The sequence below is a fragment of the Variovorax paradoxus B4 genome (assembly GCF_000463015.1).
Lineage (GTDB): Bacteria > Pseudomonadota > Gammaproteobacteria > Burkholderiales > Burkholderiaceae_C > Variovorax > Variovorax paradoxus_E.
The window spans coordinates 5401575-5414046 of the sequence record NC_022247.1 but is presented as its reverse complement, the minus strand read 5'-3'; the positions used below and the strand labels follow the sequence as shown (position 1 = coordinate 5414046).

The 12472-nt window shown below is 69.4% G+C and carries 11 protein-coding genes; 2 read left to right on the top strand and 9 right to left on the bottom strand.

Annotated features, from left to right (window positions below; all coding sequences use genetic code 11):
* Positions 1-4 precede the first annotated feature (4 nt).
* From VAPA_RS25275 to VAPA_RS25245, 7 genes are all read right to left on the bottom strand, one after another.
* Entirely contained in the window at positions 5-1015 is a 1011-nt protein-coding gene (locus tag VAPA_RS25275) for a Bug family tripartite tricarboxylate transporter substrate binding protein (protein WP_021012838.1), read from the bottom strand.
* Between the two features lie 99 nt (positions 1016-1114).
* Positions 1115-2632: an AMP nucleosidase gene (locus tag VAPA_RS25270; RefSeq protein WP_021012837.1), complete on the bottom strand. Its 1518-nt coding sequence runs from the start codon at positions 2630-2632 to the stop codon at positions 1115-1117.
* Positions 2633-2681: 49 nt separating this feature from the next.
* Complete coding sequence (locus VAPA_RS25265; protein ID WP_041946243.1) at positions 2682-3230, bottom strand: TIGR00725 family protein; 549 nt, start codon at positions 3228-3230, stop codon at positions 2682-2684.
* Positions 3181-4002, bottom strand: a complete 822-nt coding sequence (locus tag VAPA_RS25260; RefSeq protein WP_021012835.1) for an ABC transporter permease — start codon at positions 4000-4002, stop codon at positions 3181-3183. The genes VAPA_RS25265 and VAPA_RS25260 overlap by 50 nt, the downstream gene beginning before the upstream one ends.
* A gap of 10 nt (positions 4003-4012) precedes the next feature.
* On the bottom strand, positions 4013-5101 hold the full coding sequence (locus VAPA_RS25255; protein WP_021012834.1) for an extracellular solute-binding protein: 1089 nt from the start codon (positions 5099-5101) through the stop codon (positions 4013-4015).
* A 27-nt stretch (positions 5102-5128) separates the two neighbouring features.
* On the bottom strand, positions 5129-6157 hold the full coding sequence (locus VAPA_RS25250) for an ABC transporter ATP-binding protein (RefSeq protein ID WP_021012833.1): 1029 nt from the start codon (positions 6155-6157) through the stop codon (positions 5129-5131).
* On the bottom strand, positions 6154-6921 hold the full coding sequence (locus VAPA_RS25245) for an ABC transporter permease (RefSeq protein WP_021012832.1): 768 nt from the start codon (positions 6919-6921) through the stop codon (positions 6154-6156). Before VAPA_RS25245 ends, VAPA_RS25250 begins: the two co-directional genes overlap by 4 nt.
* A gap of 187 nt (positions 6922-7108) precedes the next feature.
* Here VAPA_RS25245 and VAPA_RS25240 point away from each other — a divergent pair, with 187 nt between their 5' ends.
* Positions 7109-8017 (top strand): LysR substrate-binding domain-containing protein, encoded by a 909-nt coding sequence (locus VAPA_RS25240; protein ID WP_021012831.1) that lies wholly within the window; start codon positions 7109-7111, stop codon positions 8015-8017.
* A 54-nt stretch (positions 8018-8071) separates the two neighbouring features.
* A complete protein-coding gene (locus tag VAPA_RS25235) occupies positions 8072-8968 on the top strand; it encodes a ketopantoate reductase family protein (RefSeq protein ID WP_021012830.1) in 897 nt (298 codons plus the stop codon).
* On the opposite strand, the gene gorA is transcribed toward VAPA_RS25235, so the two are convergent.
* On the bottom strand, positions 8965-10323 hold the full coding sequence (gene gorA / locus VAPA_RS25230) for a glutathione-disulfide reductase (protein WP_021012829.1): 1359 nt from the start codon (positions 10321-10323) through the stop codon (positions 8965-8967). The genes VAPA_RS25235 and gorA overlap by 4 nt on opposite strands.
* A 106-nt stretch (positions 10324-10429) precedes the next feature.
* Positions 10430-12394: a DUF6600 domain-containing protein gene (locus tag VAPA_RS25225; RefSeq protein ID WP_021012828.1), complete on the bottom strand. Its 1965-nt coding sequence runs from the start codon at positions 12392-12394 to the stop codon at positions 10430-10432.
* Positions 12395-12472: the final 78 nt, after the last annotated feature.

Below are 12472 nucleotides of genomic sequence, written 5' to 3'. Positions count from 1 at the left end.
GCGCTCAGGCTTTCAGCTTGAGGAGATAGATCATCGGCCCGGCCATTGCCAGGTCCAGGTCGAGGAAGCTCTCGAAATCCTTGCCTGCCATCCAGTACGCATCCCAGTTGTTGCGCTTGATGGTCTTCTGCCAGATGTCGGCCGTGGTGGCGCGGTGCACGGCCTCGAGCAGCACGGCCTTGCGGTCCGCCGGGACCTTCTTGCCGGTGAGCACGCCGCGCCAGTTGGCCAGGTCGGCGTCCACGCCCTGCTCGCGCACCGAGGGAATGCCCAGGAACGGCCGCTTCGACGACACGCCGATGGCGCGCAGCGTGCCGTTGGACAGGCCCGCGCTGAATTCGCTGAAGCCCGAGATGCCCGCCACCGCCTTGCCGGTGGCAAGCGCTTCCACCACCTGCGCGCCGCCCGGGTACGGCTGGTAGACCAGGCCCGCGGTGCTGCCGGCCACGCGGGCCAGCATGCCGGCGTACATGTGGTCCACGCCGCCGGCCGAGCCGCCCGCGATGACGGTCTTGGCTGCATCGGCGCGCAACTGGGCGATCAGGTCCTTGGGCGTCTTGATGGGCGAATCGGCCTTCACGGCCACCACCTCGTAGTCGCTGGTGAGGCGCGCGACCGGCGCCACCTGGGCCATGGTGACGGCCGGCTTCTGCAGCGCCACCGCGCCGACCATGACCATGCCGCTCATCAGCAGGGTGTCGGGGTCGGCGTCGTATTTCTCGACGTACTTGGCCAGGCCGATGGTGCCGCCCTTGCCGCCGATGTTCTCGTAGACCACCTCGCCCGCCGCGCCCGAGGCCAGCAGCGCCGCGCCGAGCGCGCGGCCGGTCTGGTCCCAGCCGCCGCCTTCGTTGGCCGGAATCACGATGCGCAGCCTGGAAACGAGTTGCGGCTCGGCCGCGCCAGCCAGGCGGGGCCACAGCAGTGCATGCCCGGCCCCGGCAGCGGCGGCCGCGCCCGCCATCCATGCATTGAAGTTGCGGCGAGAAAGCTTCCCGGGCGACGAACGAGGCATTTTGTTTCCAGTTGTGAGAAAGGTTTCCGGATGATGTCCGCGAAATGCGTCGCCCACCTACCTTCGAAGGTAGGTGAAAACCCTAGGCAGGCCCGGCTGTTACTGGAATGCGACCTCCGCGAAGCTGCGCAGTTTGCGGCTGTGCAGCCGGGTCGAACCCTGCTCGCGCAGGATGTCGATGGCCCGCATGCCGATGCGCAGGTGCTGCTCCACGCGCTCGCGGTAGAAGTGGTTGGCCATGCCCGGGAGCTTGATCTCGCCATGCAGCGGTTTGTCGCTCACGCACAACAAAGTGCCGTAGGGCACGCGAAAGCGGAAGCCGTTGGCCGCGATGGTGGCGCTTTCCATGTCGAGCGCCACGGCCCGGCTCTGGCTGAAGCGGCGCTGCGGCTGGTTGCCCGGCAGCAGCTCCCAGTTGCGGTTGTCGGTGCTCGCCACCGTGCCCGTGCGCATGATCTTCTTCAGGTCGGGGCCCGTGTAGCGCGTGACGTCGGCCACCGCTTTCTCCAGCGCGAGCTGGATTTCCGAGAGCGCCGGAATCGGCACCCACAGCGGCAGCTCCTCGTCGAGCACATGGTCCTCGCGCACATAGGCATGCGCCAGCACGTAGTCGCCGAGCTGCTGCGCGTTGCGCAGGCCGGCGCAGTGGCCCAGCATCATCCAGGCGTGCGGGCGCAGCACGGCGATGTGGTCGGTGATGGTCTTGGCATTGGCCGGGCCAACGCCGATGTTCACCATGCTGATGCCGCTGCAGTCTTCGCGCACCAGGTGGTAGGCCGGCATCTGCGGCAGGCGCGGCGGCGCCGTGCCCTGGCTGCCGTCGAGCAGGCCGCCGTAGCCGGTGCTGGCGCCGGCGGCCAGCCCGCGCCGGCGCGTGATCACGTTGCCGGGCTCGATGAAGGCGACGTATTCGCTCTTTTCATCGGCCATGGCCTCGTGGCCCAGGCGCACGAACTCGTCGATGTAGAACTGGTAGTTCGTGAACAGAACGAAATTCTGGAACCACTCGGGCGCGGTGCCGGTGTAGTGCCGCAGCCGATGCAGCGAGTAGTCCACGCGCGCGGCCGTGAAGAGCGACAGCGGCTGCGCCTCGCCCGCCTGCGCCTCGTAGGTGCCGTTGGCGATGCCGTCGTCCATCACGCCCAGGTCGGGCAGGTCGAACACGTCGCGCATCAGCGCGCGGCGCTCCTCGCTCATCGTGCCTTCGATGTGGTCGTTCTCGGCAAAGGAGAAGTGGATGGGAATCGGCTGCGTGCTGGTGCCCACCTCGATCTCGACCTGGTGGTTCTCCAGCAACAGGCGGAACTGGTCGAGGTAGTAGCGCGAGAACAGGTCGGGCCGCGTCAGCGTGGTCTCGTAGCGGCCCGGGCCGGCGACGAAGCCGTAGCTCAGGCCCGCGTTGGCCGGCGGCGTGTGGCGCGAGACGGTGTGCGTGTGCACCCGCACGAACGGGTAGCAGGCCCGCACCCGGCCCGGCAGCGCCTCCCCGGCCACGAAACGCAGCATCGATTCCCGCAGATGCGCCAGGCCGCCCTGGTAGATGGACTTGACCTGTTCGAGCGCCGCGGCGGCGTCGTTGAAGCGGGCGGGAGCGACGAAAGTGGGCATGTAGGGCATGACGGCATTGTGCAATGCGGCCGTGCCGGCCGCTGCCCCCGCAACAGGCTCAGGCGAGAAGACAGGCGAGCACCTTGGCCAGCATGTCGTTCACATCGGCCGCCTGCACCGCGCCCGGCAGTTCGACGTCGCCGTGCATCACGAACACCGGCTTGCCCCACTTGAGCCCCATCGCCATTTCCGACAGCGTGCCCATGTTGCCGCCGATGGCGACCAGGCACACGCCGCTGCGCGCGATGATGCCGTTGCGCATCTCGCCCATGCCGGTGGGAATGGCCACGCTGAGCCATTCGTTGGCGTTGCGGTCGTCGTCCTCGGGCAGGATGCCCACGGCGATGCCGCCGGCCTCGGCGGCGCCGCGCGAGGCCGCGGCCATCACGCCGCCGCGCCCGCCGCAGATCACCGCCATGCCCGCGCCGGCCAGCGCATGCGCCACGGCGTAGGCCGCCCCGCATTCGGCCGGGCCGCCGTCGCCGGGGCCGAGGATGGCCACCGGCTGGCGGTGGCGCGCCGGCCCCGATTGCTTCTGAGCCAGGCGCGCCAGCGCCTCAATGACCGGCGCCGGCAGCACCGCGCTCGCGCCTTCGCGTAAGGACATCGCCCACTCCCATCACGATCACACACACCACCATCAGTACCAGCGACAAGGCCGCTGCCACCGCGAAATCAGAACCACCGTCGCCCACCTGCGCGAGCAGCATCAGCGGCAGGATGTTGAGCTGCGTGCCCACCAGCGCCAGCGCCGTGCCATAGGTGCCCATCGCAATCGCGGCCACCATGCAGGCGTTCGACAGCACCGAGGGCATCACCTCGGGCACCACCGTGTCCCGGAAGGCCCGGGCACGCGAAGCGCCCAAGGTGCGTGCCGCCTGTGCCGGGCGCAGGTCGAGGTTGGCGAACACCGGGTACAGCGACAGCGCCACGCGCGGGATCAGGTAGTAGGCATAGGCGAAACCCAGGCCCGAGACGCTGTAGATCCAGCTGCCGATGGCCGCCGGGTCGCCGCCCAGCCCCGCGAGCAGCTGCGTCACGAAGCCCGCGCGCCCGAAAGCCAGGATGAAGCCATAGGCGATCACCAGGCCCGAGAAGGCCAGCGGCAGGCCCAGCAGGGCCATCATCCACTGGCGCCGGCCCTCGGGCTGGCGCGCGAGTTCGATGGCGATGCAGGTGCCCACCAGCGCCGAGATCGCGCCCGCCGCGAGGCCGAGGCCCAGCGTGTTGCGCAGCGCGCCCAGGAACAGCGGGTTGCCGAACAGCCGCCCGAAGGCACTGCCGCCGTCGCCGAAGGCCTCGGGCAGCAGGGCCGCCAGCGGCACCGCGAAGAACAGCGCCATGAAGGCCCAGGCGGGCCAGGCGCCAAAGCGTCGCATCACGGCCTGCCTACTTGCCCAGCGCGGCTTGCGCCCAGAGCTTGTCGACTTCGGCCTTGCGCTCCGAGGCCTTCACCACGTCGAGCGGGCGGATCTGCGGCGCGGCCGGCATCTTGGCCGCGACATCGGCGGAGAGCGGCGTGCCCGGCACGGCAGGCCGCACGAAGCCCTGCGCGAACAGCGACTGGCCGGCCTCGCTCATGATGAAGTTGAGCCACAGCTTGCCGGCATTGGGGTTGGGGCCGTTCTTCACCAGGCTGATGGCATACGGCGCGGCCACGCTGGCCTCCTTCGGAATCACCACCTCCACGGCATCGCCCATGCCGTCGACATGCTTGGCCTTGAGGCCGTCGTTCTCGTAGCTGATCCACACCGGGATCTCGCCCTTGAGGAACTTGGCGTACGGCGTGGTGCCTTCCACGCGCAGCACGTTGCCGGCCGAGTGCAGCTTGCCCAGGTAGTCGGTGCCGGGCTGCACGTTGTCGACGCTGCCGCCGTTGGCATAGGCCGCGGCAAAGGTCAGCACCTGGCCGATGCCGGTGGAGCGCGGGTCGAGGTAGACCACCGTGCTCTTGAACTCGGGCTTGAGCAGGTCGGCCCAGCCGGTCGGCACGTTCTTCACCAGCTTCTTGTTGACCAGGAAGGCGATGTTGAGCGTGTGGATGGTGAACCAGCGGCCCTCGGCCTCGCGGAACACGGGCGGCAGCTTGTCGAAGTTCACGGGCTTGAAGGGCGCGACCACGTCCTTCTTCGCGGCGTCGACGGCCGAGGCGGCGAAGTAGTAGGCGGTGTCGGCCTGCGGGCGGCGCTTGGTCTTTTCGAGCGCGACCACGGTGGCGGCCGAGCCGATGTCGTTGTAGGTCAGCTCGATCTCGGGATAGCGCTTCTTGAAGTCGCGGAACAGCGACTTCCAGTTGGCCCATTCGGGGCCGGTGTCGAAGGAGACGCACAGGCCTTCCTTCTGCGCCTCGGCATAGAGCGCCTTCTCGCCCGCGTAGAGCTCGGGGCCGTCGAAGGCGAAGGCGGTGCGGGCGGCGAGGGTGGCCAATGACAGTGCGGGCAGTGCGCCGGCGGCCTGGATCAGATGTCTGCGTTGCATGGGGTGGCTCCTTGGAAGGAAAAAAGATCAGTGATCGAGCAAACGGAGGTGTTCGGGCGCGATGGCAATCGCTTCGGCGGCGGGTCTTGCCGATTCGGCGAGGAAGGGCTTGGGTGCGCCCGCCACCTCGAAGTCGTAGCGCGTGAGCGCGCCCAGGTAGCGCTGCGCGCCGGTGCGGCCCGCGAGGCGGTTGATGCTGCCGACCGGCGGATCGGCCCGGATGTGCTCGGGCCGCACCAGCACCTGCACCGCGCTGCCGGCCGTGCGGCGGCCCGTGGGTGCGGCGAGTTCGGCAAAGCCGAGGTCCAGCCGGTCTGGCGCGCTGACCTTCGCGGGCAGGATCGTCGAGAGCCCGACGAACTCCGCCACCGCGCGGCTCGCGGGGTTCTCGTAGATGTCGCGCGGCGTGGCGATCTGCAGCAGCCGGCCATCCTTGAGCATGGCCACGCGGTCGGCCATCACGAGCGCCTCTTCCTGGTCGTGCGTGACCAGCAGCGTGGTCGCGTTGAAGCGCTGCTGGATCGACCGGATCTGGTCGCGCAGGTGGCCGCGCACGCTGGCGTCGAGGGCCGAGAGCGGTTCGTCGAGCAGCAGCGCACGCGGGTCGATGGCCAGCGCGCGGGCCAGGGCCACGCGCTGCTGCTGCCCGCCCGAGAGCTGCGCGACGGCACGCTGCGCGTATTCGCCCAGCCCCACGATGTCGAGCAGTTCCTGCGCACGGCGGCGTCGTTCGGCCACGGCCACCTTGCGCAGCTTGAGCCCGTAGGCCACGTTGTCGAGCACGCTCAGATGCGGAAACAGCGCATAGCTCTGGAACACCATGCCGATGTGCCGCTGGTGCACCGGCGTGCGCGACATGTCCGCGCCGTCGAGCGCGATGCGGCCGCTGTGGCCCGTCTCCAGGCCCGACACCAGCTTGAGCAGCGTCGACTTGCCCGAGCCGCTGGGCCCGATCACCGCCACCAGCTCGCCGGTGCGCACGTCGAGCGACACGTCGTGCAGGCCGTGCGTGCTGCCGGGATAGTTGTAGCTGACGTTGTCGAGGAGGAGGCTCATGCGCGTTGCTTCACAAGGGAGGAAGAAAGAAGCGCCGACGCGCTCGCCAGCACCAGCAGGATCACCGTGGCCGCACAGGCGAAACCGGTCGCGCCATAGAAGGCCTGCAACAGCACCACCGGATAGGTGCGGTTCTGGAAGCTCGTGAGCAGGTTCGACAGCCCGAACTCGCCCACCGAAATGGCCGCGACCATCACCAGCCCGCTGATCAGGCTTTGCCGCAGGCTCGGCAGCACGATGCCGGTGAACTGCTGCCAGCCCGAGGCGCCGAGCGTGGCGGCCGCCTGCTCGAGCCGGCCGAGGTCCAGGTGGCGCAGGTCGCTCAGCAGCGTGTTGGTGAGGTAGGGCAGCGTGAGGATCGCGTGCGCCGCGATCAGGAGCGGCATCGAGCCCAGCCAGGGCGCGAGGTCGGTGTTGAACACGATCATGTAGCCGAAGGCCAGCGTGATGGTCGGCACCGCGACGGGGGTGGCGCTCACGATGCGCGCCGCCAGGCTGCTGCCGCGCCGGGCGCCGTGGTACAGCGCATGGGCCAGCGGCAGCGCCAGCACGGTGTTGATCGCGCAGGCCGACATGGCCACCACGAGGCTGCTCACGAAGGCCTTGCGGAACGAGGTGTCGAGCCAGAGGTCGAGGTACCACTGTCCGGTGATGCCCGTGGGCAACAGCGTGTTGGTCCAGTTGCCGCCGAAGCTGCCGATCAGCAGCAGGGCGATCGGCAGCAGCAGGTACAGGCCGTAGAAAAGCGAGATGCCGCGAACCAAGGTGATGTCTCCCGATGTCTTGCGCAGCCGGCATACTTTCCGAGTGCGCTACTTCTTGCGCACGGCCGGTTGCCGCGCTCCAGCGAATTCTAGGAAGCACATGCGTACTTATGGGTGAAAGCTGGATGACGACGCTTGAGCAATCGGAAAGTGTTTTTCACGGAGCTTTCATCGACCGGAGCCATGCATGAAGCGCGACTGCCCCACCATCCAGGAACTGCTGGCCTTCGACGCCGTGGCGCGCCACCAGAGCATCACGCTCGCGGCCGGCGCCCTGTGCATCACCGTGAGCGCGGTCAGCAAGCAGATCGCGGGGCTCGAGGCCTTCCTGGGCCGCGAGCTGCTGCAGAAGAACGGCCGCGGCGTGCAGCTCACGCCGCAGGGGCGGGTGTACTGGCAGAAGATCTCGGGCGGCCTGCGCGCCATCGAGACCGCGACCTTCGAGGCGCGCTCGGGCGATGCCGGCGCCGGCCTGCTCACGCTCGCGAGCGTGCCCACCTTCCTCACCAAGTGGCTCATCCCGCGCCTGCCGGCCTTCAGCCAGAAGAGCCGCCATGTGATGCTGAGCTTCAGCCGCCACCTGGAGCCCAGCGACGGCATCCCGGCCGGCGTCGATGCCGCCATTCGCTACGGCCCCGACGGCTGGCCCGGCGTGGTGTCCGAATACATCGCGGGGCGCGAGTTCGTGCTGATCGCGGCGCGCGCGCTGGTCGAGAAGCGCCATCGCATCGCGCAGCCGGCCGACGTCGTCGCCCACACGCTGCTGCACCACGAGGGCGCGCCCACCGCCTGGCGCGAGTGGGCCGCGCAGCACGGCGTGCCCGAAGTGCAGACCGTGGCCGGGCCGCGCTTCGCGCAGTATTCGGCGCTGATCCAGGCGGCGCTCAGCGGCCTGGGCATCGGGCTGGTGCCGAAGCTGCTGGTGCAGGAAGAACTGGCCGAGGGATCGCTGCTGAGCCCCTGTGGCGCGCCGGTGCGCGTGGACCAGGGGCACTACCTCTGCTATCGGCCGGACCGGCTCGACCTGCCGGCCTTCGCGGCGTTTCGGGAGTGGCTTCTGAAGGAAGGCGTGGCTTCGCGCGGCGCGCAAGCATGAAGCGGCAGCCTTCGCTAACCTCTGGGCCGAACAGACAACCAAGGAAATGAATCGATGAAAGTCGCAGTCATGGGCGCCGGCGCAGTCGGCTGCTACTACGGCGCCATGCTGGCGCGCGCGGGCCACGAGGTGGTGCTGATCGGCCGGCCTTCGCACGTGGAGGCCATTCGTGCCAACGGGCTGCGGCTGGAGACGAAGGCCTTCGACGAGCAGGTGCGGCTCGGCGCGAGCACCGAGGCCGGCGCGGTGCAGGGCGCGGACCTGGTGCTGTTCTGCGTGAAGTCCACCGACACCGAATCGGCCGCGGCGCAGATCAGGCCGCATCTCTCGCCCGCTGCGCTGGTGCTCACGCTGCAGAACGGCGTCGACAACGACGAGCGCGTGCGCTCGGTGCTGCCGTCCAGCGAGGTGGCTGCCGCCGTGGTCTACGTGGCCACCGAGATGGCCGGCCCGGGCCACGTGAAGCACCACGGCCGCGGCGAGCTGGTGATCGCGCCTTCGCGCAGCAGCGAACAGGTTGCGCAGCACTTGATGGCCGCCGGCGTGCCCACGCAGATTTCCGGCAACGTGCGCGGCTCGCTCTGGGCCAAGCTGGTGCTGAACTGCGCCTACAACGCGCTGTCGGCCGTGTCGCAGCTGCCCTACGGCGAACTCGTGAAAGGCGTGGGCGTGGCCGATGTGATCCGCGACGTGGTCGCCGAATGCCTCGCCGTGGCAAAGGCCGAGGGTGTCGCGATTCCGGGCGACACCGACGCGGCCGTGCGCGGCATTGCGCAGTCGATGCCCTCGCAGTATTCATCGACCGCGCAGGACCTCGCACGCGGCAAGCCCAGCGAGATCGACCATCTCAACGGCTTCGTCGTGCGCCGCGGCGAGGCGCTGGGCGTGCCCACGCCCGCCAACCGCGTGCTGTTCGTGATGGTGAAGCTGCTCGAAACCAAGCAGCGTTAGCCGGGCATGGGTTCGCGCATGGTGACAAACTCTTCGGCCGCCGTCGGGTGGATGCCGATGGTGCTGTCGAACAGCGCCTTGGTCGCGCCCGCGCGCATCGCCACGGCAAAGCCCTGCACCACCTCGCCCGCATCGGCGCCCACCATGTGCAGGCCGACCACGCGGTCGCTGGCCCTGTCGACCACCAGCTTCATGAAGGTGCGCTCGCTGCGGCCCGACAGCGTGTGGCGCAGCGACTTGAATTCGCTCGAGAACACCGCCACGTCGCCGAACTTCGCACGCGCGTCGAGCTCGGTGTAGCCGCAGGTGCCGATGTTGGGGTGCGTGAACACGGCCGTCGGAATGAACTCGTAGTCGAGCCGGCGCCGGCCCTTGCCGAACAGCTCGTCGACCACGACCATCGCCTCGGCCAGCGCCACCGGCGTGAGCTGCACGCGCGTGGACACATCGCCCACCGCGTAGATCGACGGCACCGAGCTGCGGTAGTGCGCATCGACCGCGATGGCGCCGCGCTCGTCGAGCTTCACGCCTGCCGCTTCGAGGCCGAGCCCCTGGGTGTTGGGCACGCGGCCGGTCGCAAAGAGCACCGTGTCGGCTTCGATCTGCTGGCCGCGCGCGAGCGTGACCGTGAGCCCGTGCGCCCCGCGCGTGATCGAGGTGGCCTCGCAGTTCAGTCGCACGTCGACGCCCGCCTTGCCCATCTCGTGGGCGAGGAACTGCCGCACGTCGTCGTCGAAGCCCGTGAGCAGGTGCGCGCGGCGGTGCAGCTGCGTCACCTGGGCGCCCAGGCCGTTGAAGATCGATGCGAACTCGCAGGCGATGTAGCCGCCGCCCACCACCAGCAGGCGCTTGGGGAACGGGTCGAGGTCGAACATCGCGTCGGAGATGGCGATGTGCTCGCGGCCCGGAATGTCGGGCACGTAGGGCGTGCCGCCGGTGGCCACCAGCAGATGGCGCGCCGTGTGGCGCTTGCCGTCGACCTCGACCGTGTGGCCGTCGAGCAGCTGCGCCCAGCCGCTGACCAGCACCACGCCGGAATTCTTCAGCAGCGAGGCATACACGCCGTTGAGCCGCGAGATCTCCTTCGCGCGCTGCGCCTTGAGATGCGCCCAGTCGAATTTCGGCGCCTGCGGCAGCTGCCAGCCGTAGCCCGCGGCTTCCTCGAAGGATTCGGCATAGCCGGCTGCGTAGCTGTAGAGCTTCTTCGGAATGCAGCCCACGTTGACGCAGGTGCCGCCAAGGTCGGCCGCCTCGGCCAGGGCCACGCGCGCGCCCTGCTGGGCCGCCATGCGCGCGGCGCGCACACCGCCGCTGCCGCCGCCGATGACGAAAAGATCGAAGTCGAATGTGGGCATGGAAAAGACTCTCCTTGGCGGCGACTGTAGCCGCCGGCCAAGGGCCCCGCTTGCGGCGGGGCTTGCGCGGTGCGATGGCGCTGCTGCGCCGCCGCACCTCGAAGGTTCAGCGCTGGTCCGGAGAGGTCCACAGCCGGCGTGGGTCGTCGCCGCCGCGTTGGCCCGGCTGAGGCTGAGGCTGGGGCGGCTGCGGTGAAGGCGCGAAGCCGCGCTGCTGCTGGATGGCGCGCACCTGCGCCTCCTGCGCCTGGCGCATCGCGTTCTGCTGGGCCTGTTGTTGCGCCTGGGCCTGCTGCTGTGCCTGTGCGGCGCGTTGCTGCATCTCCTGCTGCTGGCGCAGCATCTGTTGCTGGGCCAATGCCTGCTGCTGTGCCGCGCGCTGTTGCTGTTGCATCTGCTGCATCTGTTGCTGCTGGGCTTGCGCCTGGGCTGCGCGCTGCTGCATTTCCTGCTGCTGCCGCAGCGCCTGTTGCTGCTGGATCTGCATCTGCTGTTGCTGTTGCTGTTGCTGTTGCTGTTGGCGCTGTTGCCACTGATGATCCTGTGCGCCGCGCTGCTGCCACTCCTGCTGCTGGCGCAAGCCCTGCTGGCGCTGCCATTCCATTTGCTGTTGTTGCTGCTGCTGTTGTTGCTGCATCGCCTGAACCTGCTGCGCCTGCTGCATCTGCTGGGTTCGCCGCGCCTGCTCGTAGCGAAATTCCTGCTGCTCGCGCGCCATCAACTGCGTCGGTGGCGGCACCGCGGCCGGCCGGCCGAAGCCGCCGCCGAAGTTGTGCATCGGGATGCCCGGCGCCGGCGCGACCGGCACGCGCGCGAAGCGGTCGTCCGGCAGCCGCACCAGGTCGCGCCGGCCGAAGGGGCCGCGGCCGAAGCGGTCGGCCGGCAGCACGGTCACGGCGCCCGCCATCTGCTGGTTGGCGTAGAAGTCGTTGCGCAGCTCGGCCTGCCGGTTCCGGTAGGCCGCCATGCGGTTCACCTGGTCGAGGTAGCGCTGGCTCGCGCGATAGCCGGGCCGCCATGCCTCCCCGGGGGCCAGCGGGAACCAGCCCACGCCGCTGCGGCCGTTGCCGATCTGCAAGGCGGCATTGGCGCCGCTGCCGCCCACGAAGCCGACCAGTGCGGGCGAATACACGGGCCGTGCGGCCGGCCGCCCCGGCACCCAGGCCCAGCGCGGCCCCACGCGTGCCCAGCGGCCATAGTGGAAAGGCGCAAAACCCCAGGGCGCGGCGTCGACCCAGGTCAGGCCCCAGGGCGCGATGTTGACCCACTGGCCGTCGCGGTAGGGCGCCCAGTCGGCGTCCAGGTTGCGCGGGAACCAGACGTCGCCGTAAGTCGGGTCGCTCTGCCAGTCGCCGTAGGCGTCGAGCTGCTGGTAGCCGACGACCTCGCGCGACACATAGCGTGCGGAGATCGACTGGTCCTCGATGCGGTTGCGCTCGGCCACCCAGGCGTCGAAGCTGCCGTTCTGCGCCGGTGCGCCGCCCACCGCGGCAAGGTTGCGGCCCGACACGGTGAGTTGCTGCCGAGCGCCCAGCGATTGCGATTCGCCGTTCTCGCCATGCAGCGTGACGCGGCCCGCAGCCACCGCGATCCAGGTGGTGCCGGCGGCGGGGTCGGCCGCCACGCGGTATTCGCCGGGCGCGTCGATCACGACCGCGAGGTTGCCGGTGTCCACTTCGACACGCTGGCCCGCAAGGTCGTCGCGCACGCGCAGCTGCAGGTTGCCCTGGTTCGCGGTGAGGCGCACGGTGTCGTCGTCGAGTTCGGAGAATTCGACATGCGTCTGCCCGTCCATCCGCAGCGCCGCCGAGCCGATGTGAACTTCGGCGCGTGCATTGCGGTCGGTCCAGAGCCGGTCGCCGGTGGTGATGGGGCGGTTGGGCTGCGCGTCGTACCAGCTGTCTTCGCCGGCGGGCGCGAAACTCACCGTGCCCTGCTGCAGGTTCAGGCGCGCCACGCGTCCCGGTGGGTCCTGCTGTGCGCTGGCTGCCGCGCCGAGGCACAGCAGCGCCAATCCGAGCAGCCATCGGTGCAATGGCCGGTGAAGATCAGGAAAGGCGGGGCGGTTCATGGGTTTGTCTCTGGTTCCCGGGGCCGGATGAAAGCGATGGATATGTAACGCGCGAGAATCCGCTGCCGCTGTCAGCGC